Below are 25,551 nucleotides of genomic sequence, written 5' to 3' on the forward strand. Positions count from 1 at the left end.
GGGGCGCTCTGCCGCCGGCCCCAAGCAGATAGGTTTCCCAATATGCGTGTTTTCTGTGCCTCCGTCGCAACGGAATGCAATACCTTCTCGCCGCTGCGGGCCGACTTCACCGATTTCGCCCAGAGCTTCTATGCTCCGCCGGGGGCGCATCCAGAGACGCCGACCCTGTGCAGCGCGGTCTTTCCGGCGCTGCGCCGGCGAGAAGCCGCCGGCGAGATCGAGCTGATCGAGGGCACCGCGACCTGGGCCGAGCCGGGCGGCATCGTGAATGCGCCGACATGGGACCGGTTGCGCGAAGAGGTGCTGGCGCAGCTGCGCGCCGCGCTTCCTGTCGAGGCGGTGGTACTGGGGCTGCACGGCGCGATGATCGCCGAAAACTGCGTCGATTGCGAGGGCGTGCTGATCGAAAGCATGCGCGAGGTCGTCGGGCCTGATGTCACCATCGGCGTCAGTTTCGACCCGCATAGCCACCTTAGCGCCAAACGCACGGACAACGCGGATATCGTCACTGTTTTCAAGGAATTCCCGCACACCGATTTCGTCGAAACCGGCGAGGCCTGTGTCGATCTGACCCTGCGCGCCGCGCGGGGCGAGATTGCCCCCGCGATGGCGGTGTTTGACGTGCGGCTGATGGATATCCTGCCCACCAGCCGCGATCCGATGCGCGGTTTCGTCGACCGGATGCAGGCGCTCGAGGCCTCCGGCGCGGCGCTGTCGGTTTCGGTGATCCATGGATTCATGGCGGGCGACTCGCCCGATCTGGGCGCAAAGCTCATCGTCATCACCGACAATGACCCGGCCGCCGCCGACCGGCTGGCGCGTGATCTGGGGATGGAACTCTTTTCCTTTCGCGGTGCGGCCCGGCCCGATTTCCTGACCGCCCGCGAGGCACTGCAACGCGCCGCCGCCGCGCCCGAAGGGCCGGTGGTGATCGCCGACGTCTGGGACAATCCCGGCGGCGGCGTGCCGGGCGACAGCACCATTCTGCTGCGCGAGGCGATGGCGCTGGGGCTTACCGATGCAGCCTTTGGCACGATCTGGGATCCGATGGCGGTGCGGCTTTGCCATGCGGCGGGCGAGGGCGCCCGGCTGGCGCTGCGCTTTGGCGGCAAGACCTCCTCGGTGGCGGGCGATCCGGTGGATGCCGAGGTTCTCGTCAAGCGCGTGCAGAAAGATGCGGTCCAGAGCTTCGGCACCTCGGTCGTGCCGCTCGGCGACTGCGCGGTGATCGAAGTGCAGGGGATCGAGGTCGTGCTGAACTCGAACCGGGCGCAGGCCTTTTCGCCGGATCTGTTCAGCAACCTCGGCATCGACACCGCCGCCCGCAAGATCCTGGTGGTCAAGTCGACCAACCATTTCCATGGCGCCTTTGCTCCGATAGCGGCCGAGATCCTCTATGCCGCGGTGGACGGGCCGTACCCGAACGACCCGCGCAAAAACGCCTATACCCGCCTGACCCGGCCGCTCTGGCCGATCGTCGACAACCCGCATGAATTGGAGGCGCAATGACGTTCCGAGAAATCGACACCCCCGCCGTCCTGATCGACCTCGATATCGCCGAGGCCAACATCGACCGCTTTCAGGCCCATTGCGACCGCCATGGCCTGCGGCTGCGCCCGCATATCAAAACCCACAAGCTGCCGCGCCTCGCCCAACGTCAGATCGCCGCCGGCGCCATTGGCATCACCTGTCAGAAGATCTCGGAAGCCGAGGCGATGATCGCCGAGGGCGGCGTCGAGGATGTGCTGCTGACCTACAATATCCTTGGCGCGGAAAAGCTTGCGCGGCTGCGCAAGCTGGCCGACCGGGTGCGGCTCTCTGTGGTCTGCGACAATGGGCAAGTGGCGGAGGGACTTTCAGCGGCGTTTTGCGATGCCGACGCGCCGCTGCCGGTGCTGGTCGAATGCGACACCGGGGCAGGACGCTGCGGCGTGCAGACGCCCGAAGCCGCGGCCGAGCTGGCGGCGGCAATTGCGGACCTGCCCGGCCTGCGTTTTGGCGGGCTGATGACCTATCCACCGGTCGGGCGCGAGGCCAAGGTGCAGGACTGGCTGACCCGCGCCAGAACGCTCTGCGAGGCGCGCGGCCTGACCGTCGAGGTGGTGTCGAACGGCGGCACGCCGGGCATGTGGCAGGCGCAAGAGGTGCCCGCCGCCACCGAATACCGGATCGGCACCTACATCTACAACGACCGCTCCTTGCAGGCGCGCGGGCTTTGCGACTGGGCTGATTGTGCGCTGGCGGTACTGGCCACGGTGGTTTCGGTTCCGGCGCCGGATCGGGCAATCATCGACGCGGGGTCCAAGGTGCTGACCTCCGATCTGCTGGGGCTTGAGGGTTTTGGCCATGTGCTGGGCCGTCCCGACATCACGGTTGCCGCGCTGTCGGAAGAGCATGGCACGCTCAGCGCCGCGACCATCGGCCTCGCGGTCGGCGATCGGGTGCGAATCGTGCCCAATCACGCCTGCGTCGTCACCAACATGCTGGACCGGGTCGAGCTGGTCCGCGGCGATCATCATGAAGGCCCGGCGCCGGTGGCGGCGCGGGGCCAGGTCTGGTGACGCGCCGGCCGCGTCTCTTTCACGAAACAATCACACAAACAGGTATGCTGACATGACACACCCGCACCTTATCCGGTTTGACGGCGCCGACGCCCAGGCCGGCGGCCAGAAACGCCCCTTTTCCAAGGCCGTGAGGGCCGGGGATTTCGTCTATGTCTCGGGACAGGTGCCGACCGTCGATGGCGAGGTCGTCACCGGCGGCATCGTCGCCCAGACCGAGCAGGTCGTGGCCAATATCAAGCAGGTTTTGGCCCTGGCCGAATGCGGGCTCGAGGATGTGATCAAGGTCAATTGCTGGCTGGACGACGCCCGGGATTTCTCGTCCTTCAACGCGGTGTTCGAAAAGCACTTCATCGATCATCCGCCGGCCCGTTCGACGGTGCAATCGCTGCTGATGGTCGATGCCAAGGTCGAAATCGACGTGATCGCCTTCAAGCCGGTTCAACCCGGATAAGCCCGACCCCGCGACAAACCTGCCCCGCCACGCCGGAAAAGCCGCTGCGGCGGGGTCCGGGCTGGCAGTCATTCATAGGCGCCGGCGGAATAGGTGAGCTCGTAGCTGTGGCTGTAAAGCTCGAAGACAATGCCGAACGGGTCTTCGACATAGACCATGCGATAGGGCTTCTTGCCGGGGAAATACTCCCGGACCGGCATGCGCTGACGGCCACCGGCGGCCACGATCCGCTCCAGCAGGCCTTCGACATCCGGGTCCTGGATCGCGAAATGAAAGGTGCCGTGGCGCCGGTGTTCGAGGTTTTTGTCGGGGGCGTAATTGCCGGGGAACTCGAAGATCTCGATGCCGATGCCGTCGGCGGTGGCAAGATGTGCGATCCTGAGCGAGCCCCAGCCGGGGCCAAAGACATCGGTGCACATGGTGCCGATGGCGCTGTCGTCTTCGATGGCCTCGGACGGCTGCATCACGACATAGAAACCCAGAACCTCGGAATAGAACTTTACGGCGGCCTCGAGGTCGGGAACCGACAGGCCGATGTGGGAAAAGCTGCGGGGGGTCGGTGACATTCGATTACTCCAATCCGGTTGCGATGAGCTTGAAGTAGACAGCCGGTGCCCGCATGTGAAATTATCAGTTTGAATGGAAATCATAACAAAACGTTTGCCTCCTCATGCTGAACGCCACCTGGCTCGACACCTTCACCACGCTTTGCGAGACCGAGCATTTCACCCGCGCGGCGGAACGGCTGAACATGACCCAGCCGGGCGTCTCGCAGCATCTGCGCAAACTCGAGGCGCAACTGGGCCAGAGCCTGATCGCGCGTGAGGGCAAGAGCTTTACCCTCACCGCCGCCGGCGAGGCGGTGTTTGCGCTTGGCCGGGCGCGGCGCAACGAAGAGAAACACCTGCGCGCTGCGCTCGAGACCGACGACCGGGATGCCGGCGAGGTGCGCATCGCCTGTTCCGGCAGTTTTGCGATGCTGCTCTATCCGGTCCTGCTGCCGTGGATGCGCGCCGCGCCCGATCTGGCGATCCACCTTCAGGCGGCGCCACAGGCGGATATTCTGGCGGGTCTGCTCGACGGGCGTTTCGATCTTGGCGTGCTCGGCGCCGATCCCGGTCATGCCCGACTCGAGGCGCGCCATCTCGGACGCGAAGAGCTGTGCCTTGTGCTGCCGGCGGATGCGCCCGACCGGGTGTCCGGCTTCGCCGATCTCGACGCGCGTGGCTTTGTCGCGCATCCCGACGGCTATGCCTATGCCGACGATCTTCTGAACCTGAACTTTACCGGCGCCTATCCCGGCGCCGACCGGATGCGGATTCGAGCCTATGTGAACCAGATTGGCCAGATTCCCGCCCCGGTGGCCGAGGGCATCGGCTATACGCTCTTGCCGCGCAGCGGGATCGAGGCCTTTGCGCGCAAGGACCGTCTCCGGGTCGTGCCGTTGCCGCAACGGCGCTGGCACGCGCTCTGGCTGGCCGCCCGGCGCGGCCGCCCGCTCCCGGCGCGGCTGAAATATGCCCGCGACCTGATCGTGACGTCGGCCGGCCAGTTGAAGTGACCGGTCCGTAGCCAGCGCGATGCCCTGCCGGCCGGCTGCTCTGACGGCTGCCGCATGCCTTCATGCAAGTGTCACGCAACCGTAGTGCCGGCGTCACCAAAGCGGGCATATTGCGGTGCTCATCCTGCATCTCACCTGGAGCAAGCACTTGAAACTATTGTCCGCCCTCGCAGCGGCCAGCATCGGACTGGCCGCCACCTTCGGCATGTCCGCGGCCAAGGCCGAAAGCCGGCCCGATATCGTCGTTGCCGTTCCCGACCTGCCGCCGACGCTGGAGCCCGCCAAGGAGCTGTCCAACATCGGCACGCGCATCACCTATGACATCTTCGATACGGTCATCCGCCGGGATTTCCTTTCGGCCGAGGATGGCTCCGGTGCCGAATTGACACCGGCGCTGGCCGAAAGCTGGGCCTGGACCGATCCGCGCACCCTGGTGCTCGATCTGCGCGCCGGCGTGAAATTCCACAACGGCGAAACCCTGACCGCCGAAGACGTGGCCTTTACCTTTTCCGCCGAGCGGCTGTCGGGCCCGGAATCGATCATGGCCAACGGCCGCGGCTATTTCGGCAATATCGAGAGTGTCGATGCCACCGGCCCGCTGCAAGTGACCTTTTCCCTGAAAGTCGCCGATCCGATCTTTGAACAACGGCTCGCCTCCTGGACCGCCTGGGTGGTGAACAAGAAGGACTGGCAGGCCAACGCCGGTGACAGCTATCCGCAGTTTCCGGTCGGCACCGGCCCCTTCATGCTCGACGACTACAAGGCCGATCAGTCGATCCGTCTGGTGGCCTTCGACGATTACTTCGGCGGCACGCCCAAGGCCGCCTCGGTGACCTTTGTGAAAGTGCCGGAGGAAGCGGCGCGGATTGCCGGGCTTGTGGCCGGCGATTTCGACATCGTCACCACCATCGGCCCGGATCAGATCGGCCAGATCAACGCTTACGACACGGTCGAGGCCCGGTCGGTTGTCCTGTCGAACTCGCACGTGCTGGTCTACAATACCGAACACCCGACGCTGGCTGACAAGCGCATTCGCCAGGCGATGAACCTGGCGATCGACCGCGAGCTGCTGGTCAAGGCGCTCTGGGCCGGCAAGACGGTTGTGCCGCTGTCGCACCAATACCCGGAATACGGTGCGCTGTTCGACCCGAGCCGCGACGGCCTGGTCTATGACCCGGAGCGGGCGCGCGCGCTTCTGGCCGAGGCCGGCTATGACGGGGCACCGATCCACTACAACACCAACCCCAATTACTACGTCAACACCGTGCCCGCCGCGCAGGCGATCATCGAGATGTGGAAAGCCGTGGGTCTCAACGGCAAGCTGAACCTTGTCGAGGACACGCGCGGCGGACCGGAAGACACGCTGATGGTGCGCACCTGGTCCAACACCACCCGTTTCCCCGATCCGGCCGGCGGGTTGTGGAACCTCTGGGGCCCGCATCAGAGCACGCAGCGCAACAAGGAATGGGTGCCGGCGGCGTTCAACGCTCTGGGTGAAACGCTGGACAAGACGCCCGAGCCGGCCGCGCGCAAGGAGGTCTTTCACCAGATGCTCGATATTTGGGAAGACGAGGCGCCCGGCACCATCCTCTATCAGCCGCTGGAAACCTATGGCGTGCGCAAGAGCCTGAAGTGGCAACCTTATTCCCACTTCTACCTCGATCTGCGCAACGACAACTTCGAAGACATGGCTGTCTCGCAGTGACGCTGGTCGATGATATCTCGTTCGCCGGCACCCGCCGGCGGACGTCCTCGGGCCCGACCGGCCCCGCCGTCGGGCCCGAGCCGCTTCTGCGTCTCGAGGGGGTGAGCGTCGGCACCGATCGCGTCGATCTGGTGATGGATGTCGATCTTTCGCTCGCGCCCGGGGAAACCCTGTGCCTTGTCGGCGAAAGCGGCTGCGGCAAATCGCTGACCTGTCTGGCAGCCATGGGGCTGCTGTCGGCGCCGGTGCGGTGCACGTCGGGGCGGGTGCATTTTGCCGGGCAGGAGATCTCGGCCCTGACCGAGACCCAGCTTCAGGCGCTGCGCGGTCGCGATATCTCGATGATCTTTCAGGATGCCACGGCGGCTCTGAACCCGGTGCGCCGGGTCGGTGACCAGGTGGCCGAAGTGCTCGTGCTGCACGAGGGCCTGACCTGCCACGCCGCCCGTGCCCGCGCCGCCGCGTTGTTCGACATGGTCGGCATTCCCGATCCGCGCGCCCGGCTACGTGCCTATCCGCATGAGCTTTCGGGCGGGATGAACCAGCGGGTGATGATCGCCATGGCGCTGGCCTGCCGCCCGAAGCTGATCGTTGCCGACGAGGCGACAACGGCGCTGGATGTCACCACCCAGGCGCAGATCCTCGACCTGCTGCGCCAGCTCCAGGTCGAGACCGGCGCGGCAATGATCTTTGTCACCCATGATCTTGGCGTCGTGGCCGAAATCGCTGACCGGGTTGCGGTGATGTATTCCGGCCGGATTGTCGAGGTCGCCACCGCCGATGCGCTGTTCGAGGCGCCGCGCCATCCCTATACCCGCGGCCTGATGGCCTGTCGCCTGCATGTGGCCACACCCAGCGCCGGGCGGCTGGCCGCGATCGAAGGCGTGGTGCCGCCGCCATCGGCACGGCCCGCCGGCTGCGCCTTTGCGCCGCGCTGCCCGAAGGCCGAAGCGGTCTGTGCCAACCGGCCCGCGTTGCTGGGCGTCGGGGCGGCGCAGGCGGTGGCCTGCCACTCGATCGGGCCCGCGCGATGAGCGGCGCCGGTCTGAGCCTGCGCGGGATCACGCGGGTCTATGGCGGGGGTCTCTGGCGCCGGGTCGCCGCAGTGCGTGCGGTGGATGACGTCAGCCTCAGCCTCGCCCCGGGCGAGGTTCTGGGCATCGTCGGTGAAAGCGGCTCCGGCAAGTCGACGCTGGGCCGGATCGCCGCCCGGATCGAAAGCCCCACCGCAGGCGAGGTGCTGATCGATGGTCAGCCGGGGCCGAGGATCGGCTCTGCCGCCTGGCGCCGCGAGCGCGCGCAGGTGCAGATGATCTGGCAGAACCCGTCGCGCGCGCTCGATCCCCGGATGTCGGTTGCCGCTCAGATCGAAGAGGCGATGGCCACTCATGCCATCGCCGGCCGCCGCGACCGGCGCGACAAGGTGGCGGAATATCTGGAGCTGACCGGTCTGGGCGGTCTGGGCGACCGCTTTGTCCACCAGCTGTCCGGCGGGCAGCAACAGCGCGCGGTGATCGCCCGCGCCCTGTCGCTCCGGCCGCGGCTGGTGATCTGTGACGAGGCGGTCAGCGCGCTGGATGTCTCGGTTCAGGCCCAGATCATCAACCTGCTGACCGACCTGCGCGCCCGGTTCGGCATGAGCTACCTGTTCATCTCGCACGACCTCGGCGTCGTGCGCCACATCTCTGACCGGATTGCCGTGATGCGCCATGGCAAGCTGGTCGAGGAAGGTGAGGCCGATCGCGTCTTTGCCACGCCGCGCCATCCCTACACCCGCGCGTTGCTTGCCGCCGTGCCCGCCGCCACACCCGCCGCCCGGCGGGCGCGCGACACGGCGCAGCAGCGCCGCCAGGAAAGAGCCCTGACATGAGCCAGCCCCTGTTGATTGCCCATCGCGGCGCCTCGGCCCAGCACCGCGAAAACGCCCCCGCCGCCTGGCAGGCCGCCATTGCCGCCGGTGCCGCGATGATCGAGGCCGACGTCCGCATGAGCGCCGACCACCGCATTGTCATCTGCCATGACGCCGATCTTGCCCGCATCGCAGGCAGCCCCGATGTGATCGCCGAGACGCCCTTTGCCGAGCTGCAACGCCACAGTGCCGAAGACGCCCCCGCCGCGCCGCCGCTGTCGCAACTGTTCGCCACCGTGCCGCCGCGCCAGCCGATCCTGTTCGACGTCAAGGACGAACGCCCCGTGGCGCTGGCGCTGCTGGTCGAGGCCGCATTGGCCAGCGGGCGCGAGAACCTGACTTTCGGGCTGCACCGGGTCGAGGGCCTGCGGCGCCTGCGGGCGCTGGGCTGGCGCGGCGATGTGCTGGGCCTGCTGCGCGACATGTCTGAAGCCGAGGCCTTTTTCGCCGAGGGCGGCACCATCCTGCGTCTCTGGGAAGGCCCGGCGCTTGCCGATCCCCGCAGCCTGGCGGCCCATGTCGCCGCCCACCGGCCGGTCTGGATCACCACCGGCGGCTGTGACGGTCGCAGGGCCGGCGATCACGCCGATGCCAGCCTGAGGCAGCTGCGCGACCTGGGCGCCACGGGCTTTCTGGTGAACGACCCGGCCGCCTGCCGCGCGGTACTGACACGATACGCGGAGCCGCAGGCATGAGCCCCGGATTTCTCACCCTCAAGCTGCTGCGCGGCCTGCTGACGCTGTTTCTCGCGGTGACCTTTGTCTTTGTGATCCTGCGTCTGGCGGGCGACCCGCTGCGGCTGATGCTGCCCGATGACACGCCGCCCGATGTGATCGACCATTACCGCCAGCTCTATGGGCTCGACCGGCCGCTGCCGGAACAATACCTGCGCTATCTTCAGGGGCTGATGCAGGGCGATTTCGGCTATTCCTTCCGCGACCGGCAGCCGGCGCTCGACACGGTGCTGAGCCGGATTCCGGCGACCCTGCTGCTGGGGCTGACAAGCTTTGTGGTTTCGACCCTGATCGGCCTGGTGGCGGGGATCGTCGCGGCGCTGCGCCGGGGCAGCCTTGTCGATCAGGCGGTCATCAGTTTCTCGATCTTTGGTCATTCGATGCCGAGCTTCTTTCTCGGCATCCTGATGATCCTGCTGTTTGCCATGACCTGGCGCATCCTGCCAAGCGCCGGCATGGGCAGTGCCGCGCATCTGGTGATGCCGGCCATCACGCTGGGGGTGGGTGGCGCCGGGGCGATTGCCCGTTTCACCCGGTCGTCGATGCTCGAAGTGCTGAACCAGCCCTACATGAAAACCGCCCGTGCCAAGGGCGTGCCGGTCGCCACCCGGGTGCTGCGCGACGCGGTGCCCAATGCGGCGATCCCGGTGGTCACCGTTCTGGGGTTGCGCATGGGCGGGCTGATCTCCGGCACCGTGGTAGTCGAAACGGTCTTTGCCTGGCCCGGCATCGGGCAATTGCTGGTGACGGCCGTGGGGCAGCGCGATCTGGCGGTCGTCCAGACCATCGTGATCCTGGTGGCGCTGACCATGGTGGTGGCCAATTTCGCCGTCGACGTGGCCTATCGCTGGCTCGATCCGCGCATCGCCGGCGCCGGAAAGGAGGCGACATGACCGCACCCGACCTCTCGCTCCCGCAGCGCCGCCGTTGGCGGGGTTCGCGGGCCCGGAATGCCTCTGCGCCCGGCCCGCTGGTGATCTTGTCGCTGGTCTGGCTGGCGGTGATTGTCTTTGTGGCGATCTTTGCCGATCTTCTGGCCCCGTATTCTCATACCGAACAAAGCCTGCTGTCGCGTCTAATGCCGCCGGCCTTTGCCGGCGGCGACCCGGCCTATCTCCTGGGCACCGACAATCTCGGCCGCGACGTGCTGAGCCGGCTGCTGCATGGCACAAGGATGAGCGTGATCATCGCGCTGGCCGGGTCGCTGATCGGTGCCAGCGTCGGCACGCTGATCGGCATCCTCGCGGCGCATTTCCGCGGCTGGGTGGAAGAGACGATCATGACCCTGGTCGATCTTCAGGCCGCCATGCCATTTCTGATCATCGTGCTGGCGATCCTGGCCTTCTTTGGCAATTCGATCGAGCTGTTCATCCTGATCATCGGCCTGCACGGCTGGGAAACCTATGCCCGGATCACCCGTGGCCTCGTGCTTCAAGCCAACAGTCAGAGCTATGCCTTTGCCATCCGCACCCTCGGCGTGCCGCCGGTCAGGATTTATCTGCGTCACATCCTGCCCAATATCCTGTCGGTGCTGATCGTGCAGGTGACGCTGAATTTCCCCGATCTCATCCTGCTCGAGACCTCGTTGAGCTTTCTCGGGCTGGGCATCCAGCCGCCGCAGACCAGCCTCGGCCTCGCGCTGGGCGAGGGGCGCAGCTATCTCGCCACCGCGTGGTGGATCGGCGTGCCGGCGGGGGTCGTGATCTTTCTCACCACCCTGTCGATCAGTCTGGCGGGCGATTGGTTGCGCGACCGGCTCGACCCGACATTGAAGCGGGCCGACCACTGAAAGGCAGCATCTGACAGGCGTTCCGGCCTGGGGTGGCCGGAATTCCTGAGCGAAACGGTTTGACCGGGGCGCAATATCCGACTAAATAAATCGGAATTAAGGAGGCGGATGTCTCCACCCCTCGAACCGCAGGCAGATTTCATGAAATTCCCCACTGTTTTCCTTGCGCTTGCCCTGGCCGCCGGCGCGGCCCAGGCGCGTGACGTGACCCATGAGCTTGGCACCACTGACGTGCCTGACAGCCCCGAGCGCATTGTCGTGCTGGAGTTTTCCTTTATCGACGCGCTCGCGGCGCTGAACCTTGCGCCGGTGGGCATCGCCGATGACGATCAGCGCGACCGGGTCCAGCCGGTCTGGTCAGAGCGGATCGGCGACGACTGGACCAGCGTCGGCACCCGCAAGACGCCGAACCTCGAGATCATCGCCTCGCTTCAGCCGGATCTGATCATTGCCGACAAGTCGCGCCATGCAGCGGTCTACGAGACTCTCGGCCAGATCGCGCCGACCGTCGTCTATGACAGTCTTACCGGCGATTACGAGGACATGCTGGCCGTCGCCGATGAGATCGGCACCGCGCTTGGCCGGGCCGAGGAAATGGACGCTTTCCAGGCCGGCCACGGCGCCCGCATGGATGCGCTGCGGGCCGACGTCTCGGAGCAGACGCAGGGCGATGACGCGCAGTTTGGGGTGATCAACGCCAATGGCCTCTGGCTGCACAGCCCGAAATCCTATGTCGGCAGTCTGCTGGCCAGCTTCGGCTTTGCCCCGGCCATGCCGCTGACCGGCTCCGACAGCTATGGCGAGCTGTACCAGAAGACCACGCTGGAACAGCTTTCGGCGCTTGATCCGGGGCTGCTCATTCTCGGCAAGAGTGGCGATGGCCGCACCCTCGATCAGGACTGGAACGCCGACAGCCTGTGGCAGCAGATCGACGCGGTCGAGCGTGGCCGGTTGTTCAATGTGTCGTCTGACCTGTGGTCGCGTGCCCGTGGCATGCTGACCGCCGAAGAGATCGCGGCTGACATCCGCGACATTGCCGCCACGCTGAAGTGACCGACCTGACGTTCAGCCGCACCGGTCGCCCGTCGCGTATCCGCCTCTCCCGGGGCGGGATGCGCGGGGCGGTCCTGACCTGCGTCCTCGCCGCGGGGGCGCTGGCCTCGCTGTTGACCGGCGGCCGCGACGATGTGGGGCTGGCGCAGCTGGCCGGGCTCTTTGCCGGGGAGGCCGCCAGCCCGGCGGAACAGACGATGCGCGACATTCGCCTGCCGCGGACGCTGGCCGCGGCAGGTCTCGGGATCAATCTCGGGGTGGCGGGCCTTCTGTTGCAGGCGGTGACGCGCAATCCGCTGGCCTCGCCGGCGATCCTGGGGATCAACCAGGGCGCGGCGCTGGGCATCGTCCTGGGGCTCACCGTTCCGGCGCTGGCGGTGGTGCCGGGCTGGCTCCTGGCGTCGGTCTTCGGACTGGCGGCGGCCTGCCTGACCTTCGCGATTGCCGGTCTGGTCTCGGGGCGGATCGACTCGATGCGGTTGATCCTCGGCGGCGTCGCGGTCGGCGCCATCGGCTTTTCCGCGGTGCGGCTGGGCTACACGCTGGAGGATGACATCGCCCGAGAAGTGGTGCGCTGGACGGTCGGCGACATCGCCGACCTGCGGATCGATGCGGCGCTGCGGCTGCTGGCCTTTGCAGTGCCGGGGCTGGGGCTGGCCTATCTCATGGCGCATCGGTTGAACCTGATGGCCATGGGCCATGCCGCCAGCCACGGGCTGGGCTTCGATCCGCGGGCGACCCTGGTGCAGGGCACCGTGCTTGCCGCGCTGTTGACCGGGGTGTCGATTTCGGTGGCCGGGCCGATTGCCTTTGTCGGTCTGGTGGCGCCGCATATCGCGCGCTGGCTGTGCGGCGCCGATCACCGCCGGCTGCTGCCGGTCGTGGTGTTGATCGGTGCCACGCTCACCATCTGGGCCGATGCGCTGTCCAAGCTCTTGCCGCAGGCCGAGGAAGCCCCCGTCGGCATCGTCGTGGCGATGCTGGGCGCGCCCTGGCTGCTGGTGTCGGTTCTGCGCCGGTCGGGCACCGCCCATGTCTGACGCCCGGCGCCCCGAGTTCCCCGGCCTGCGCGGTCCGGTCACGCTGGCGCTGCTTGGCGCGCTCTTGCCGGTGCTGATGTTCGCCGGTCTCTTTGCCGGCGCCATACCGCTCGAGATCGAGACCGTGGTCAACAGCCTGCTGGGCCGCGACGGGCCCCGGCAGGATTTCATCGTGCTGCAATCGCGCCTGCCGCGCGCCCTGCTGGCGGCGCTGGCCGGCGGCGCTCTGGCGCTCTCGGGGGCGTTGATCCAGGCCTTGATGCGCAATCCGCTGGCCAGCCCCAAGATCGTCGGAATCAACTCTGGCGCGGCCTTTGCCGTGCTGGTCACCGCCTTCTACATCCCGGCGCTGCCACATTCGCTGCTGCCGGTCCCGGCGGCGCTGGGCGGGCTGATGGCCGGGGCGCTGGTCTGGTGGTGCGCACAGCGCGGCGATATCGACCCCCGGCAGCTGACGCTTGTCGGGCTTGCCGTCGGGCTGACGCTGGACGCCGGGGTCGATGCGCTTCTGGTGGCCAACACCGGGCCGGAATCCTCGGCGCCGCTGATCTGGCTGACCGGCAGTCTCTGGGGCCGGGGCTGGACCCATCTGGCCAGCGTCGCGCCGGTGCTGCTGACGCTGGCGGCCGCTGCCCTGATCCTGGCTTTCCGTCTCGATCTTCAGGCGTTGGGGCCGCGTCGCGCCGCCGGCCTCGGTGTGCGGATCGGGCTGGAGCGGACGCTGGCGCTGCTGGCGGCGGTGATCCTGGCTTCGGTCGCCGTCAGCGTGGTCGGCGTGCTCGGCTTTGTCGGGCTGATGGCGCCGCATGTCGCCACCCGGCTTGTCGGTGGCCGGCACCGGATCATGCTGCCCACCGCCGCGCTGTTCGGCGCCGTGCTGACCGTGGGTGCCGATACCCTGGGCCGCGCCATCCGCCCGCCGCTCGAGATCTCGGCCGGTATTCTCACCGCGCTGATGGGGGCGGCGTTTTTCATCTGGCTGCTGATCGCCGAAGACCGGAGGATATAGGCATGATCGACCTCGAGAACGCCGTCGCGGGCTACACGTCGTTTCGGCTGGCGCCGACCACGCTCACCTTTGCCGAGGGCCGGTTTTCCGCTCTCATCGGCCCCAACGGCTGCGGGAAATCGACCCTGTTGCGGATGATCTCGCGCCAGCTTGCGCCGCTCTCCGGCGCGGTGCGGATCGGCGGGCGCGCGGCCGCGGGGCTGAGCCAGAAAGACCTCGCCCGGCGGATCGCGCTCCTGCCGCAGGAAAACATCGCTCCGGCCGGGATCAGCGTCGCCGATCTGGCCGGCTATGGCCGTGCGCCGCATCAAAGCCTGCTGGGCATCGCCAGCGACACAGACCGCGCCCATGTCGCCCGGGCGCTGCACCGCATGGATCTGGCGCATCTGGCGCAGGCGCCGGTGGCCAGCCTCTCGGGCGGCCAGCGCCAGCGCGCCTTTCTCGCCATGCTGCTGGCCCAGGACACCCCGGCGATGCTCTTCGACGAGCCGACGAACTGGCTCGACATCCAGCACCAGGTGCAGGTGCTCACGCTGATCCGGAGCCTCGCCGCCGAGGGCCGTACCTGTGTCGCGGTGCTGCATGACATCGCCCAGGCGGCCCGGTATGCCGATCACCTGGTGGTCATGAAGGATGGTGCGATCGTGGCCCAGGGCGCCCCGGCCGAGGTGGTGACGGCCGAACTTGTCGCCGAGGTCTACGAGATCGCGGTCGAAATCTACCCCGATCCGGTCAGCGGCACCCCGGTGCCCTATCCCTGCCAGCCCCGTACCGGTGCCTTGGCGGCCGCCGGCTGACCCCTTCGGCCGGGCCCGGGCCGGCAGGCGGTGGCGGTCTGCCCCGAGATCCCTTGAGGTGCTTGGAAAATGGTGCCGGTGATAGGACTCGAACCTACGACCCCATCATTACGAATGACGTGCTCTACCAGCTGAGCTACACCGGCGCCGGTCAGGCAATTAGCACCGGCCCAGGCCCCTTGCAAGCCGCGTTTCGCCTCTCGGGCACCCGAGGGAAGCCGTGACACACCGGGGCAGAGGCGATATTCCCCGGTCTCGTGGAAACAGGCTTTTGACCTTGGGTCACATCCGACATATGTAAGCCGCTCTTGTATCTCGGGCCCTTGGCCCTGCCCCTTGGCAAAGGACATCTCCGATGCTCGATCACCTCGACATGCGCAGCACGCTTGCCGAACATTATGATCTCGCCCCCTCGCTCGATCTCGCCGAAGACATGGCCGCGCTCTATGCGCCGATGAAGCCCTCGCTCACCCTCCCCGACTGGGCGATGTACGCGCCCTATGTGGCGGCGATCAACCGCTTGAAAAAAGAGCGGAATGCGGTGATCCTGGCGCATAACTACATGACGCCTGAGATCTTTCACGGCATTTCCGACGTGGTGGGTGATAGCCTGGCTCTGGCGGTCAAGGCCAAGGAGGTCGAGGCCGATGTGATCGTGCAATGCGGCGTGCATTTCATGGCCGAGACCTCGAAGATCCTGAACCCGTCCAAGACCGTCCTGATGCCCGACATGAACGCCGGCTGTTCGCTGGCCGAATCGATCACCGCAGACGGCATCGCCGAGATGCGGGCGAAATACCCCGGCGCGCCGGTGGTGAGCTATGTCAACACCACCGCCGAGGTCAAGGCGGCGTCGGACATCTGCTGCACCTCGGCCAATGCGCTGCAAATCGTCGAGGCGATGGAAAGCGACACCGTCATCATGACGCCCGACCAGTATCTGGCCCAGAACGTTGCGGCGCAGAGCTCGAAGAAGGTCGTCTACTGGCCCGGTTCCTGCGTGGTGCACGAGCTTTATACCGCCGATGAGCTGAACGCCTATCGCGATGCCAATCCGGGCACCAAGATCGTGGCCCACCCCGAATGCAAGCCCGACGTGGTGCAGGCCGCTGATTTCACCGGCTCGACCACCGGCATGGTCGACTGGGTGCGGCAGAACCGCCCCGAAAAGGTGATGCTGGTGACCGAATGTTCGATGGCTGCCAATGTGGCCGAGGAACTGCCCGAGGTCGAGCTGACCAAGCCCTGCAATGCCTGCCCCTACATGAAGATGATCACGCTGGAAAAGGTGCTCTGGTCGCTGCACACGATGACCGAGCCGGTCGAGGTTGATCCGGCCATCGCCGAAAACGCCCGTGTCGCGGTCGAGCGGATGATCGACCTGTCGCGCAAGCTGGGGCTCTGATCCGGGTGCAGGTGGTCGAGACCGGCCGCACTGTCATCATCGGCGCCGGGCTGGGCGCGCTTTACGCGGCGCTGAAACTGGCGCCGCACCCGGTGGTGATGATCTCGCCCGAGCCGCTGGGTGAAGGCGCAAGCTCGGCCTGGGCGCAGGGCGGCGTGGCGGCGGCGATGGACCCGGCCGACAGCCCAGAGGCCCATGCCGGCGATACCGTCAGCGCGGGTGCCGGGATTGTCGATGGCGCGGTGGCCGATCAGATTGCGCGCGCGGCGCGCGAGCATATCCTCGATCTGACCGAGCTTGGCGCGCCTTTCGACCGTACGGCGGCGGGCGGGTACGTGCTTTCGCGCGAGGCGGCGCATTCCTTTGCCCGGGTGGTGCGGGTCAAGGGCGATCAGGCCGGGGCCGAGATCATGAAGGCGCTGGTGGCGCAGGTGCGGGCGACGCCCTCGGTGCAGGTGATCGAAGGCGTGCTGGCCACCGGCCTCGAGGTCGCCGACGGCCGGGTCACCGGTGTCACGCTGGCGCGCGCCTGCGATCAGGGCTCGGCGCCGCTGACCCTTCGCGGATCGGCGGTCCTGCTGGCCGGAGGCGGCTCGGGCGGGCTCTATGCGCTGACCACCAATCCGCGCCGCATCAGAGGCCAGGTGATCGGCATGGCGGCCCGCGCCGGCGCGGTGATCGCCGACCCGGAGTTCGTCCAGTTCCATCCCACGGCCATCGCCTCGGGCGAGGATCCGGCACCGCTGGCCACCGAGGCGCTGCGCGGCGAAGGCGCAGTGCTGATCAACCGCGACGGGTCACGCTTCATGGTCGCGGCCCATCCCGACGCCGAGCTGGCCCCCCGCGATGTCGTCGCGCGCGCCGTCTATGCCCAGACCCAGGCCGGGCTGGCGCCGGCGCTCGACACGCGCGAGGCCCTGGGCGCACGCATCCTGACACTGTTTCCGGGAGTGGCCGAGGCCTGCCTGCGGGCCGGCATCGACCCGGCGACCCAGCCGATCCCGGTGGCGGCGGCGGCGCATTACCACATGGGTGGCATCGACACCGACGCCGAGGGCCGGGCCAGTCTCGGCAATCTCTGGGCCTGCGGCGAGGCGGCCTCGACCGGGCTGCATGGCGCCAACCGGCTGGCCTCGAACGGGCTGCTCGAGGCGCTGGTCTATGCCCGCAACTGCGCGCTGGGCATCGCCGCGACGCTGGCCCCCGACACGGACCCCGCCCCGGAGGTGACGCTGACCTTCGAGAAGGGCGGGCAAGCGCCCGATGAGCGCGCGGTGGCACGGCTGCGGGCGGCGATGACGAGCCATGTCGGCGTGATCCGTACCGCCGGCGGGCTGCGCCGCGCCCTGACCGAAATCGCCCGGCTGGAGGCCACGTTCGGCACCAGCCCGACATTCAGAAACATGACCGCCACCGCGACGCTGATCGCTGCGGCCGCGCTGTTGCGCGAGGAAAGCCGCGGCGCGCATTTCCGCGAGGATTTTCCGGCCGCCGCCCCGGACGCGCGGCGCAGCCGGATCACCCTGACCGAGGCGCTGGCCCTGCGGCGCAAGGTGGCAGAAGAGGAAATCGCATGACCGCCCATACATCCCTTCCCGATCTGGTGCTGGAACCGATGCTGCGCATGGCGCTGGCCGAGGATCTGGGCAGCTACGGCGATATCACCACCCGCACCGTGATCCCCGCCGGCACCAGCTACACCGCCCGGCTGACCGCGCGCGAGGCGGGGGTCGTTTCGGGCATGCAGGTGGCGGCGCTGGCCTTTCGGCTGGTCGATCCCGCGCTGGCGCCGGTGACCCGCCTGACGGATGGCAGCCCCTGCGTGCCGGGCGACGTGCTGATGGAGATCGCGGGCGACGCCGCCGCGATCCTGACCGCCGAGCGCGTGGCGCTGAACTTTGCCGGGCGGCTTTCGGGCATCGCCAGCCTGACCGCGGCCTTTGTGGCAGAGACCGCCGGCACCGCGACCCGCATCACCTGCACCCGCAAGACCACGCCTGGACTGCGCATCGTCGAGAAACTGGCCGTGTTGCATGGCGGCGGCTTCAACCACCGCTTCTCGCTGTCGGATGCGATCCTGATCAAGGACAATCACATCGCCGCCGCCGGTGGCGTGCGCCCGGTGCTCGAGGCCTGCAAGGCGCGGGCCAGCCACATGATGCGCGTCGAGATCGAGGTCGATACACTGGACCAGCTTGCGGAGGTGCTCGAGACCGGCGGCGCCGATGTCGTGCTGCTCGACAATATGGACAGCGCGACCCTGCGCGAAGCCGTGGCGCTGGTGTCGGGGCGGCTGGTGACCGAGGCCTCCGGCAACATGCGGCTCGACCGGATCGCCGAAGTGGCGGCGACCGGAGTGGATTACATCTCTTCCGGCGCGCTTACCCATTCGGCGCAGACCCTGGACCTCGGCCTCGACTTCTGAACCGGCGCTGGACCCGGGACTTGCCCGTCCCGGCCCCTCTCGGCCAGCCAGGGGGCCCCGGATCACGTCCGGGGCGCGGGCTGCGATGGTGCCGCGCGGCTTTGTCCGGTTGAAACGCGGGCGGGGCTGGTCTATGCGACCAGTGATCGAAGTATTTGGCGATACCCCGGTTGCGTCCAGGCGAGGGCCTGGCTTTCCTGCCGACCGCCACACGCCAGAGCCGCAAGCGTTTCCACTGTCAGAAAAAAGGCAATACATCATGGCCGAAACAAAGTCCCCCGAGATACTGTATACCATTGTAGACGAAGCGCCGGAGCTGGCCAGCGCCTCCTTCCTGCCGATCATCCGCAAGTTCGCCTCGGCGGCCGGGATCACGGTTGGCACCAAGGATATTTCGCTGGCAGGCCGGATCATCGCGACCTTCCCGGAGAACCTGACCGAGGCGCAGCGCCAGTCCGACGATCTGGCCGAATTGGGCGAGCTGGTGAAACAGCCCGGCGCCAATGTCATCAAGCTGCCCAACATCTCGGCCTCGGTGCCGCAGCTGGTGGCGGCGGTGAAGGAGTTGCAGGCGCAGGGATATGCGCTGCCGGATTATCCCGAGGATCCGCAGACCGACGCCGAGAAGGACGTGCGCGCGCGCTACGACGGGATCAAGGGCTCGGCGGTGAACCCGGTGCTGCGCGAGGGCAACTCCGACCGGCGCGCCGCCAAGGCAGTCAAGAACGACGCTCAGAAGAACCCGCACCGCATGGGCAAATGGTCGGCCGACAGCAAGACCAAGGTGTCGTCGATGGACGGCAATGATTTCCGCTCGAACGAGGTCTCGGCCACGCTGACCGCTGAGCAGGCCGGCACGGCAAAAATCGAATTCGTCGGCAAGGACGGCAGCACCAAGGTGCTGAAGGACGGCTGGCCGCTGGAGGCGGGCGCGGTCGTCGATGCGAGCTTCATGTCGGCCCGGGCGCTTTCGGATTTCCTGGCCAAGCAGATCGAAGAGACCAAGGCCGACGGCACGCTGTTCTCGCTGCACCTGAAGGCGACGATGATGAAGGTCTCGGACCCGATCATCTTTGGCCACGCGGTCAGGGCCTGGCTGGCCCCGGTGTTCGAGAAGCACGGCGATGCGCTGAAGGCGGCGGGTGTGAACCCCAACTCCGGTCTGGGTGACCTGCTCGAGCGGGTCAAGGACAAGCCCGAGATCCTGGCGGCGATCGAAGAGGTGCGCGAGCAACGCCCGCCGATGTACATGGTGAACTCGGACAAGGGCATCACCAACCTGCACGTGCCGTCCGACGTGATCATCGACGCCTCGATGCCGGCGCTGATCCGTGCCGGTGGCAAGGGCTGGGGCCCTGATGGCAACGAGGGCGACAGCAACTGCGTCATCCCCGACAACTCCTATGCTCCGGTCTATGACGAGAGCATCAAGTTCTTCAAGGAAAACGGCGCGCTCGACCCGGCGACCGCAGGCTCGGTGCAGAACGTCGGCCTGATGGCGCAGAAGGCCGAGGAATACGGCTCGCATCCCACCACCTTCGAGGCCGAAGCCGAGGGCACGATGCGCATCGTGCTGGAGAACGGTGATGTGCTGCATTCCCATGACGTCGAGGCCGGCGACATCTGGCGCGCCTGCACCACCAAGAAGGCGCCGATCGAGAACTGGGTGCAACTGGCGATGGACCGCCAGCGGCTCACCGGGGCGCAGGCGATCTTCTGGCTCGACGAGACCCGGGCGCATGATGCCGAGCTGATCAAATACGTGACCCCGATCCTTGAAGCCAAGGGCGTTGCCGACAAGTTCGAGATCCTGGCGCCGCGCGAAGCGACCCGCGCCTCGCTCGAGACCATCACCGCCGGCAAGGACAGCATCGCCATCACCGGCAACGTGCTGCGCGACTATCTGACCGACCTGTTCCCGATCCTCGAGCTCGGCACCTCGGCCAAGATGTTGTCGATCGTCAAGCTGATGAACGGCGGCGGGTTGTTCGAAACCGGTGCCGGCGGCTCAGCGCCGAAGCACGTACAGCAGCTGGTCGAGGAAAACCACCTGCGCTGGGATTCGATGGGTGAGTTCTGCGCCCTGGGCGAAAGCCTGAAGTTCCTCGCCGACAGCCAGGGCAACGACAAGGCCGGTGTTCTGGGCGAAGCCGCCGAGGAAGCCACGCAGGGCATTCTCGACAATGACCGCTCGCCCTCGCGCAAGGTGGGCCAGCCGGACAACCGCGACAGCCACTACTGGTTCGCCCGTTACTGGGCCGAAGCTTTGGCGGCGCAGACCAAGGACGCCGAGCTGGCGGTGCATTTCAAGCCGCTGGCCGAAGAGCTGGGCGCCAAGGAAGCCGAGATCACCGGCGAACTGGCCGCGGCGCAGGGCCAGGCGGCGGAAATCGGCGGCTACTACAAGCCGAGCGACGAGCAGAAAGCCGAGGTGATGCGCCCGAGCAAGACGCTGAACGCGATCATCGGCTGATCAGGGCTCGAAATCCACGAAAGCCGTCCGGGGGGACCCGGGCGGCTTTTTCATGGCGGCGGCACCCGCGCGCGAACGGCCCCGAAGGCGCCCGACGATCGCCATTCCGCAGACCGGCACTCGCGCGGCCTGTGCCGACGTCTTTCAAAAGGCGAGATTTTCGATCGACCTTCGCGGCACCCGTCCCGGGCCTGACCCGGGACCTCGCCGCCCGCCATGAGGCCCCGGATCAGGTCCGGGGCGCGACCTCACGCCACACAAGCCAGCTCGCGCAGCCCGGCCAGCGCGCAGATCGCCTTGAGCACCTCGTCCGGTCCCCGGTCATGGCGCAGCGCGGTAAAGAGAAATGGCCGTCCCTGGCGCATCCGTGTCGCATCCCGCTCCATCACCTCGAGCGAGGCGCCGACATGCGGCGCCAGGTCGGTCTTGTTGATGATCAGCAGGTCCGACTTGGTGATCGCCGGCCCGCCCTTGCGCGGAATCTCCTCGCCGGCGGCGACGTCGATCACGTAGATGGTGAAATCGGCAAGCTCAGGCGAGAAGGTGGCGGACAGGTTGTCGCCGCCCGATTCCACCAGCACCACTTCGAGATCCGCGTGGCGTTGGCGCATCTTGGCGATGGCGGCGAGGTTGATCGAGGCATCCTCGCGGATCGCGGTATGCGGGCAGCCGCCGGTCTCCACCCCCATCACCCGGTCGCCCGGCAGCACCTGCATGCGCATCAGCGCCTCGGCGTCCTCCTGGGTGTAGATGTCATTGGTGATCACCCCGATCGAATAGCCGGGATGCATCAGCCCTGCCAGTTTGGCGGTCAGCGTGGTCTTGCCGGCGCCGACGGGGCCGCCGATGCCGATGCGGAGGGGTCCGTTCATCCGGGTCATGAGCGAAAGATCCTTGGTTGCAGGGTTTCATGCGCCATCGCCGCCACATCCGACAGGAAGGCATTGGAATAGAGGTCGTCCGCCGTGGCCTCGGCGGTCTCGCCGGCGACCCGGGCGCAGAGCGGGGTGAGCGCGGCCAGCGCCGCCTGGCCCTCGGTCTGGCCCAGCGGCACCAGCCGGATCGCCGCCGAGGCCAGGTTGGCGGCAAAGGCGTGCAGATACATGGCGCCAGTCTGCTCCAGCGGCAGGCCGGCCAGCCGCGCGGCGCGGCCGAGCGCCACCGGCAGCATCAGGTCGGGCAGGTCATGGCCCCAGACATCGCGCAGCGTCTTGCAGAAGGCCGCGCCTTGCAGCTCTGCTTCCATCAGCCGCTCGGCCGAAGCGGCAAAGGCCCGCGCCGTGGCATCGACCTGATCGAGCGTGGCCGCATCCTCGGCCTGCCAGCCGAGCGAGACCAGCACCGCGTCAGCCCGGCCGCTGCCGTCCTCGAGCAGCGCCGCCAGCCAGTCGCGCAGGCTGTCGCCGGAGTTTACCCAGCCGCGGGAAATCGCGCTCTCCAGCCCGTGCGAATAGGCGAAGGCGCCCAGCGGGAAGGCGGGCGAGAGCCAGTGTTGCAGGGTCAGAAGGTCAATGGGCATGGGCCGTATGCCCGTGTTCATGCGCATGGGTGCGGCCATGGCCATAGGCGCCGCCCTCCGGGGTGAAAGGCTCGGTGACTTCGGTCAGCGTGGCGCCGAGATGTTCGAGCATATGCCCGATCACCGGGTCGCGCTGGATCAGCAGTCGGCTGTCGTCGATCTGGCAGGGGGTGTGGCGGTTGCCGATATGCCAGGCCAGCCGGGTGAGATCGGGGCCGGTGACGGCATAGAGGTCTTCCGCGGCGGCGATGACCTCGATCCGGATGCCGTCGGGCAGCGCAAAGGCCTGGCCGTGATCGACCGAGGTCGTGTGTTCGAGATCGACGAGAAAGCGCAGGCCGGCCTCCGAGACCAGCACCTTGCGGCGCAGGAACCGGTCGTCATAGGAGAGCTGCACGCGGTCGGTGCAGGTGTCGACGTGGGGGATCAGGGTCTGGGTAACGGGGAGGGACATGGTCTAATCCGGTTATAAGGGAAGAAGAGGAACGCGCCGCGCGTGGGGGCAGGCCGGCCGGGAGTGCATCCCGGAAGGCCTCAGAACAGAAAATACCTTTGCGCCATCGGCAGCACCTCGGCCGGCTGGCAGGTCAGCAGCTCGCCGTCGGCGCGCACCTCGTAGGTTTCGGGATGCACCTCGACCTGAGGTGTGGCGGTGTTGAGTTTCAGGTCCGACTTGCCGATCTTGCGGGTGTTTTCCACCGCCACGGTCTGCTTCGCCAGGCCCCAGGTGTCGCGGATGCCTTCGGCCTGGGCGGCGGCCGAGACGAAGGTCACCGCGGAGTTCTCGACCGAACGGCCATAGGCGCCCCACATCGGCCGCGAATAGACCGGCTGCGGCGTCGGGATCGAAGCATTGGGATCGCCCATCTGCGCACAGGCAATGGTGCCGCCGAGCAGGACCATCTCGGGCTTCACCCCGAAGAACGCCGGGTTCCAGAGCACCAGGTCGGCGCGTTTGCCGACCTCGATCGAGCCGATCTCGTGCGACAGCCCATGCGCGATGGCCGGGTTGATGGTGTATTTGGCGATATAGCGGCGGACGCGGAAATTGTCGTTGTCGCCGGTCTCCTCGGAGAGCCGCCCGCGCTGTTTCTTCATCTTGTCGGCGGTCTGCCAGGTGCGGATCAGCACCTCGCCCACCCGGCCCATGGCCTGGCTGTCCGACGCGATGATCGAAAACGCGCCCATGTCGTGCAGGATGTCCTCGGCGGCGATGGTTTCGCGCCGGATGCGGCTCTCGGCAAAGGCCACATCCTCGGGGATCGACTTGTCGAGGTGGTGACAGACCATGAGCATGTCGAGATGTTCTTCGAGCGTGTTCACGGTAAACGGCCGCGTCGGGTTGGTCGAAGACGGCAGAACGTGCTCTTCGCCGCAGATCTTGATGATATCGGGGGCGTGGCCGCCGCCCGCGCCCTCGGTGTGAAAGGCGTGGATGGTGCGGCCTTTCATGGCCTTTACCGTGTGCTCGACAAAGCCGCTCTCGTTGAGCGTATCGGTGTGGATCATCACCTGCACGTCCATGTCATCGGCCACGCTCAGGCAGCAGTCGATGGCGCCGGGGGTGGTGCCCCAATCCTCGTGCAGTTTCAGCGCGCAGGCGCCGCCCTTGACCTGTTCGACCAGCGCTTCGGGCAGTGAGGCATTGCCCTTGCCGGCAAAGGCCAGGTTCATCGGAAAGGCGTCCGCCGCCTGCAACATCCGCCCCATATGCCAGGGGCCGGGGGTGCAGGTGGTGGCCAGCGTTCCATGCGCCGGGCCGGTGCCGCCGCCCAGCATGGTGGTCAGGCCGGAATGCAGCGCATCCTCGATCTGCTGCGGGCAGATGAAATGAATGTGGCTGTCGAAACCGCCGGCGGTCAGGATGCGGCCTTCGCCGGCGATTACCTCGGTGCCGGGCCCGACGATGATGGTCACGCCGGGCTGGGTGTCGGGGTTGCCGGCCTTGCCGATGGCGGCGATCCGGCCGTCTTTCAGGCCGACATCGGCTTTCACGATGCCGGTGTGATCCACGATCAGCGCATTGGTGATGACGGTATCCACCGCACCGCCGGCCTGCGTGACCTGGGCTTGGCCCATGCCATCACGGATCACCTTGCCGCCGCCGAACTTGACCTCTTCACCGTAGGCGAGGGCGTTCCGACCCTCGCCCCCGGTGAGCGCGGCCCCGGCCTGCTCGGCGGTGAGGTCGCGTTCGACTTCGATGATCAGGTCGGTATCGGCCAGCCGCAGGCGGTCGCCGACGGTGGGGCCGAACATGGCGGCGTAATCGGAGCGTTTGATCGTGGCGGGCATCTCAGAGGTCTCCCATCACATGTTGATTGAAACCAAAGATCCGCCGCGCCCCGGAAATCGGGATCAGGCTGACCTCGCGCCGCTGGCCCGGTTCGAACCGGACGGCGGTGCCGGCGGCAATGTCCAGACGTCGCCCGCGCGCGGCGTCACGGTCGAACTCCAGCGCGGGATTGGCCTCGGCAAAGTGGTAGTGCGAGCCGACCTGCACCGGGCGGTCGCCGGTATTGGCGACCATCAGGGTGAGCGCTTCGGCGCCCGGGTTGAGCGTCAGCGTGCCGGCGGCGGGAATGAGCTCGCCCGGGATCATTTGCGCAGCACCATCAGCGCGGCGGCGACGGCGATGAGGCCCAGCGCCATTGCAACGGTCAGCCAGTTGCCGGAGTCATGCGGATGCAGATGGGCGCCGGAATGGGCGAGGGCCGGGGCAGTCGAAAGGGTTAGGGTGAAAAGCGGGGCGAGCAGGCGGGTCATGGGGAATTCTCCTGTTGGGGCGGTGGGTTGCAAACCCACCCTACGGGTCAGCGGATCGGGTTGTGGACGGTGACAAGCTTGGTGCCGTCGGGAAAGGTGGCCTCGACCTGGACCTCGTGGATCATCTCCGGCACGCCTTCCATGCAATGGTCGCGGGTGATCACCTGCGCGCCCGCCTCCATCATGTCGGCGACAGACCGGCCGTCGCGCGCGCCTTCGACCACCGCGTCGGTGATCAGGGCAATCGCCTCGGGGTGGTTCAGCTTGACGCCTCGGTCGAGCCGCTTGCGGGCGATCTCGGCCGCCATGGCGACCAGAAGCTTGTCCTTTTCGCGGGGGGTCAGGTTCATG

General features: G+C 67.2%; 26 protein-coding genes and 1 tRNA gene. 18 read left to right on the forward strand and 9 right to left on the reverse strand.

Features of this window, described 5'->3' with window-relative positions:
• Nucleotides 1-42 precede the first annotated feature (42 nt).
• The 3 genes from BMW90_RS10785 to BMW90_RS10795 are packed head-to-tail and all read left to right on the forward strand — an operon-like array spanning nucleotide 43 to nucleotide 3,015.
• Nucleotides 43-1,509 (forward strand): M81 family metallopeptidase, encoded by a 1,467-nt coding sequence (locus tag BMW90_RS10785; RefSeq protein ID WP_074836554.1) that lies wholly within the window; start codon nucleotides 43-45, stop codon nucleotides 1,507-1,509.
• Nucleotides 1,506-2,561: a D-TA family PLP-dependent enzyme gene (locus tag BMW90_RS10790; protein ID WP_074836555.1), complete on the forward strand. Its 1,056-nt coding sequence runs from the start codon at nucleotides 1,506-1,508 to the stop codon at nucleotides 2,559-2,561. The genes BMW90_RS10785 and BMW90_RS10790 overlap by 4 nt, the downstream gene beginning before the upstream one ends.
• A 52-nt stretch (nucleotides 2,562-2,613) precedes the next feature.
• A complete protein-coding gene (locus tag BMW90_RS10795) occupies nucleotides 2,614-3,015 on the forward strand; it encodes a RidA family protein (protein WP_074836556.1) in 402 nt (133 codons plus the stop codon).
• Between the two features lie 68 nt (nucleotides 3,016-3,083).
• On the opposite strand, the gene BMW90_RS10800 is transcribed toward BMW90_RS10795, so the two are convergent.
• Nucleotides 3,084-3,581 (reverse strand): lactoylglutathione lyase family protein, encoded by a 498-nt coding sequence (locus tag BMW90_RS10800; RefSeq protein WP_074836557.1) that lies wholly within the window; start codon nucleotides 3,579-3,581, stop codon nucleotides 3,084-3,086.
• 104 nt (nucleotides 3,582-3,685) lie between these two features.
• Here BMW90_RS10800 and BMW90_RS10805 point away from each other — a divergent pair, with 104 nt between their 5' ends.
• The 11 genes from BMW90_RS10805 (at nucleotide 3,686) to BMW90_RS10855 (ending at nucleotide 14,612) form a co-directional block, all read left to right on the forward strand.
• The gene (locus BMW90_RS10805; RefSeq protein ID WP_074836558.1) at nucleotides 3,686-4,576 is read left to right on the forward strand and encodes a LysR family transcriptional regulator; all 891 of its coding nucleotides are present in this window, start codon (nucleotides 3,686-3,688) and stop codon (nucleotides 4,574-4,576) included.
• A 148-nt stretch (nucleotides 4,577-4,724) separates the two neighbouring features.
• Entirely contained in the window at nucleotides 4,725-6,281 is a 1,557-nt protein-coding gene (locus BMW90_RS10810) for an ABC transporter substrate-binding protein (protein WP_211568865.1), read from the forward strand.
• Nucleotides 6,278-7,315 (forward strand): ABC transporter ATP-binding protein, encoded by a 1,038-nt coding sequence (locus BMW90_RS10815; protein WP_244526484.1) that lies wholly within the window; start codon nucleotides 6,278-6,280, stop codon nucleotides 7,313-7,315. The genes BMW90_RS10810 and BMW90_RS10815 overlap by 4 nt, the downstream gene beginning before the upstream one ends.
• Complete coding sequence (locus tag BMW90_RS10820) at nucleotides 7,312-8,151, forward strand: ATP-binding cassette domain-containing protein (RefSeq protein ID WP_074836559.1); 840 nt, start codon at nucleotides 7,312-7,314, stop codon at nucleotides 8,149-8,151. Before BMW90_RS10815 ends, BMW90_RS10820 begins: the two co-directional genes overlap by 4 nt.
• Nucleotides 8,148-8,885: a glycerophosphodiester phosphodiesterase gene (locus BMW90_RS10825; RefSeq protein ID WP_074836560.1), complete on the forward strand. Its 738-nt coding sequence runs from the start codon at nucleotides 8,148-8,150 to the stop codon at nucleotides 8,883-8,885. Before BMW90_RS10820 ends, BMW90_RS10825 begins: the two co-directional genes overlap by 4 nt.
• Nucleotides 8,882-9,817 (forward strand): ABC transporter permease, encoded by a 936-nt coding sequence (locus BMW90_RS10830; RefSeq protein WP_074836561.1) that lies wholly within the window; start codon nucleotides 8,882-8,884, stop codon nucleotides 9,815-9,817. Before BMW90_RS10825 ends, BMW90_RS10830 begins: the two co-directional genes overlap by 4 nt.
• On the forward strand, nucleotides 9,814-10,713 hold the full coding sequence (locus BMW90_RS10835; protein WP_083416017.1) for an ABC transporter permease: 900 nt from the start codon (nucleotides 9,814-9,816) through the stop codon (nucleotides 10,711-10,713). Before BMW90_RS10830 ends, BMW90_RS10835 begins: the two co-directional genes overlap by 4 nt.
• 141 nt (nucleotides 10,714-10,854) lie before the next feature.
• Entirely contained in the window at nucleotides 10,855-11,766 is a 912-nt protein-coding gene (locus tag BMW90_RS10840; protein ID WP_074836616.1) for an ABC transporter substrate-binding protein, read from the forward strand.
• Nucleotides 11,763-12,806: a FecCD family ABC transporter permease gene (locus tag BMW90_RS10845; RefSeq protein ID WP_211568866.1), complete on the forward strand. Its 1,044-nt coding sequence runs from the start codon at nucleotides 11,763-11,765 to the stop codon at nucleotides 12,804-12,806. The genes BMW90_RS10840 and BMW90_RS10845 overlap by 4 nt, the downstream gene beginning before the upstream one ends.
• The gene (locus BMW90_RS10850; protein ID WP_074836563.1) at nucleotides 12,799-13,815 is read left to right on the forward strand and encodes a FecCD family ABC transporter permease; all 1,017 of its coding nucleotides are present in this window, start codon (nucleotides 12,799-12,801) and stop codon (nucleotides 13,813-13,815) included. Before BMW90_RS10845 ends, BMW90_RS10850 begins: the two co-directional genes overlap by 8 nt.
• Nucleotides 13,816-13,817: 2 nt before the next feature.
• On the forward strand, nucleotides 13,818-14,612 hold the full coding sequence (locus tag BMW90_RS10855; protein ID WP_074836564.1) for an ABC transporter ATP-binding protein: 795 nt from the start codon (nucleotides 13,818-13,820) through the stop codon (nucleotides 14,610-14,612).
• Nucleotides 14,613-14,682: 70 nt separating this feature from the next.
• Here the strand turns inward: BMW90_RS10855 and BMW90_RS10860 are convergent.
• Nucleotides 14,683-14,758: transfer RNA gene (locus BMW90_RS10860), tRNA-Thr, on the reverse strand.
• Nucleotides 14,759-14,967: 209 nt separating this feature from the next.
• On the opposite strand from BMW90_RS10860, the gene nadA reads away from it, so the two are divergent.
• The 4 genes from nadA (at nucleotide 14,968) to BMW90_RS10880 (ending at nucleotide 20,915) form a co-directional block, all read left to right on the forward strand.
• A complete protein-coding gene (nadA, locus tag BMW90_RS10865) occupies nucleotides 14,968-16,017 on the forward strand; it encodes a quinolinate synthase NadA (protein ID WP_074836565.1) in 1,050 nt (349 codons plus the stop codon).
• A gap of 5 nt (nucleotides 16,018-16,022) precedes the next feature.
• Nucleotides 16,023-17,594, forward strand: coding sequence for an L-aspartate oxidase (locus BMW90_RS10870; protein ID WP_074836566.1), 1,572 nt, complete (start codon nucleotides 16,023-16,025; stop codon nucleotides 17,592-17,594).
• On the forward strand, nucleotides 17,591-18,442 hold the full coding sequence (gene nadC / locus BMW90_RS10875; RefSeq protein ID WP_048528924.1) for a carboxylating nicotinate-nucleotide diphosphorylase: 852 nt from the start codon (nucleotides 17,591-17,593) through the stop codon (nucleotides 18,440-18,442). Before BMW90_RS10870 ends, nadC begins: the two co-directional genes overlap by 4 nt.
• Before the next feature lie 259 nt (nucleotides 18,443-18,701).
• Nucleotides 18,702-20,915: an NADP-dependent isocitrate dehydrogenase gene (locus BMW90_RS10880; protein WP_074836567.1), complete on the forward strand. Its 2,214-nt coding sequence runs from the start codon at nucleotides 18,702-18,704 to the stop codon at nucleotides 20,913-20,915.
• 248 nt (nucleotides 20,916-21,163) lie between these two features.
• Here the strand turns inward: BMW90_RS10880 and ureG are convergent, their stop codons facing one another.
• The 7 genes from ureG to BMW90_RS10910 form a co-directional block, all read right to left on the reverse strand.
• Nucleotides 21,164-21,796, reverse strand: a complete 633-nt coding sequence (gene ureG, locus BMW90_RS10885) for an urease accessory protein UreG (RefSeq protein ID WP_074836568.1) — start codon at nucleotides 21,794-21,796, stop codon at nucleotides 21,164-21,166.
• Entirely contained in the window at nucleotides 21,793-22,434 is a 642-nt protein-coding gene (locus BMW90_RS10890; protein ID WP_074836569.1) for an urease accessory protein UreF, read from the reverse strand. Before BMW90_RS10890 ends, ureG begins: the two co-directional genes overlap by 4 nt.
• On the reverse strand, nucleotides 22,424-22,888 hold the full coding sequence (locus tag BMW90_RS10895; protein ID WP_074836570.1) for an urease accessory protein UreE: 465 nt from the start codon (nucleotides 22,886-22,888) through the stop codon (nucleotides 22,424-22,426). Before BMW90_RS10895 ends, BMW90_RS10890 begins: the two co-directional genes overlap by 11 nt.
• A gap of 80 nt (nucleotides 22,889-22,968) precedes the next feature.
• The gene (ureC, locus tag BMW90_RS10900; RefSeq protein ID WP_074836571.1) at nucleotides 22,969-24,729 is read right to left on the reverse strand and encodes an urease subunit alpha; all 1,761 of its coding nucleotides are present in this window, start codon (nucleotides 24,727-24,729) and stop codon (nucleotides 22,969-22,971) included.
• 1 nt (nucleotide 24,730) lies between these two features.
• Nucleotides 24,731-25,036, reverse strand: coding sequence for an urease subunit beta (locus tag BMW90_RS10905; RefSeq protein WP_074836572.1), 306 nt, complete (start codon nucleotides 25,034-25,036; stop codon nucleotides 24,731-24,733).
• The gene (locus tag BMW90_RS26670) at nucleotides 25,033-25,200 is read right to left on the reverse strand and encodes a hypothetical protein (RefSeq protein WP_170850536.1); all 168 of its coding nucleotides are present in this window, start codon (nucleotides 25,198-25,200) and stop codon (nucleotides 25,033-25,035) included. The genes BMW90_RS10905 and BMW90_RS26670 overlap by 4 nt, the downstream gene beginning before the upstream one ends.
• Before the next feature lie 47 nt (nucleotides 25,201-25,247).
• Nucleotides 25,248-25,550 (reverse strand): urease subunit gamma, encoded by a 303-nt coding sequence (locus tag BMW90_RS10910; protein WP_048528939.1) that lies wholly within the window; start codon nucleotides 25,548-25,550, stop codon nucleotides 25,248-25,250.
• Between the last annotated feature and the right edge of the window lies 1 nt (nucleotide 25,551).

It is taken from the genome of Marinovum algicola (assembly GCF_900109145.1).
GTDB classification, from domain to species: Bacteria; Pseudomonadota; Alphaproteobacteria; order Rhodobacterales; family Rhodobacteraceae; genus Marinovum; species Marinovum algicola.

Coding starts and splice junctions, on each gene's coding strand:
- BMW90_RS10785 (WP_074836554.1), top strand. CDS start 43: ATGCGTGTTTTCTGTGCCTCCGTCGCAACGGAATGCAATACCTTCTCG.
- BMW90_RS10790 (WP_074836555.1), top strand. CDS start 1,506: ATGACGTTCCGAGAAATCGACACCCCCGCCGTCCTGATCGACCTCGAT.
- BMW90_RS10795 (WP_074836556.1), top strand. CDS start 2,614: ATGACACACCCGCACCTTATCCGGTTTGACGGCGCCGACGCCCAGGCC.
- BMW90_RS10800 (WP_074836557.1), bottom strand. CDS start 3,581: ATGTCACCGACCCCCCGCAGCTTTTCCCACATCGGCCTGTCGGTTCCC.
- BMW90_RS10805 (WP_074836558.1), top strand. CDS start 3,686: ATGCTGAACGCCACCTGGCTCGACACCTTCACCACGCTTTGCGAGACC.
- BMW90_RS10820 (WP_074836559.1), top strand. CDS start 7,312: ATGAGCGGCGCCGGTCTGAGCCTGCGCGGGATCACGCGGGTCTATGGC.
- BMW90_RS10825 (WP_074836560.1), top strand. CDS start 8,148: ATGAGCCAGCCCCTGTTGATTGCCCATCGCGGCGCCTCGGCCCAGCAC.
- BMW90_RS10830 (WP_074836561.1), top strand. CDS start 8,882: ATGAGCCCCGGATTTCTCACCCTCAAGCTGCTGCGCGGCCTGCTGACG.
- BMW90_RS10835 (WP_083416017.1), top strand. CDS start 9,814: ATGACCGCACCCGACCTCTCGCTCCCGCAGCGCCGCCGTTGGCGGGGT.
- BMW90_RS10840 (WP_074836616.1), top strand. CDS start 10,855: ATGAAATTCCCCACTGTTTTCCTTGCGCTTGCCCTGGCCGCCGGCGCG.
- BMW90_RS10850 (WP_074836563.1), top strand. CDS start 12,799: ATGTCTGACGCCCGGCGCCCCGAGTTCCCCGGCCTGCGCGGTCCGGTC.
- BMW90_RS10855 (WP_074836564.1), top strand. CDS start 13,818: ATGATCGACCTCGAGAACGCCGTCGCGGGCTACACGTCGTTTCGGCTG.
- nadA (WP_074836565.1), top strand. CDS start 14,968: ATGCTCGATCACCTCGACATGCGCAGCACGCTTGCCGAACATTATGAT.
- nadC (WP_048528924.1), top strand. CDS start 17,591: ATGACCGCCCATACATCCCTTCCCGATCTGGTGCTGGAACCGATGCTG.
- BMW90_RS10880 (WP_074836567.1), top strand. CDS start 18,702: ATGGCCGAAACAAAGTCCCCCGAGATACTGTATACCATTGTAGACGAA.
- ureG (WP_074836568.1), bottom strand. CDS start 21,796: ATGACCCGGATGAACGGACCCCTCCGCATCGGCATCGGCGGCCCCGTC.
- BMW90_RS10890 (WP_074836569.1), bottom strand. CDS start 22,434: ATGCCCATTGACCTTCTGACCCTGCAACACTGGCTCTCGCCCGCCTTC.
- BMW90_RS10895 (WP_074836570.1), bottom strand. CDS start 22,888: ATGTCCCTCCCCGTTACCCAGACCCTGATCCCCCACGTCGACACCTGC.
- ureC (WP_074836571.1), bottom strand. CDS start 24,729: ATGCCCGCCACGATCAAACGCTCCGATTACGCCGCCATGTTCGGCCCC.
- BMW90_RS10905 (WP_074836572.1), bottom strand. CDS start 25,036: ATGATCCCGGGCGAGCTCATTCCCGCCGCCGGCACGCTGACGCTCAAC.
- BMW90_RS26670 (WP_170850536.1), bottom strand. CDS start 25,200: ATGACCCGCCTGCTCGCCCCGCTTTTCACCCTAACCCTTTCGACTGCC.
- BMW90_RS10910 (WP_048528939.1), bottom strand. CDS start 25,550: ATGAACCTGACCCCCCGCGAAAAGGACAAGCTTCTGGTCGCCATGGCG.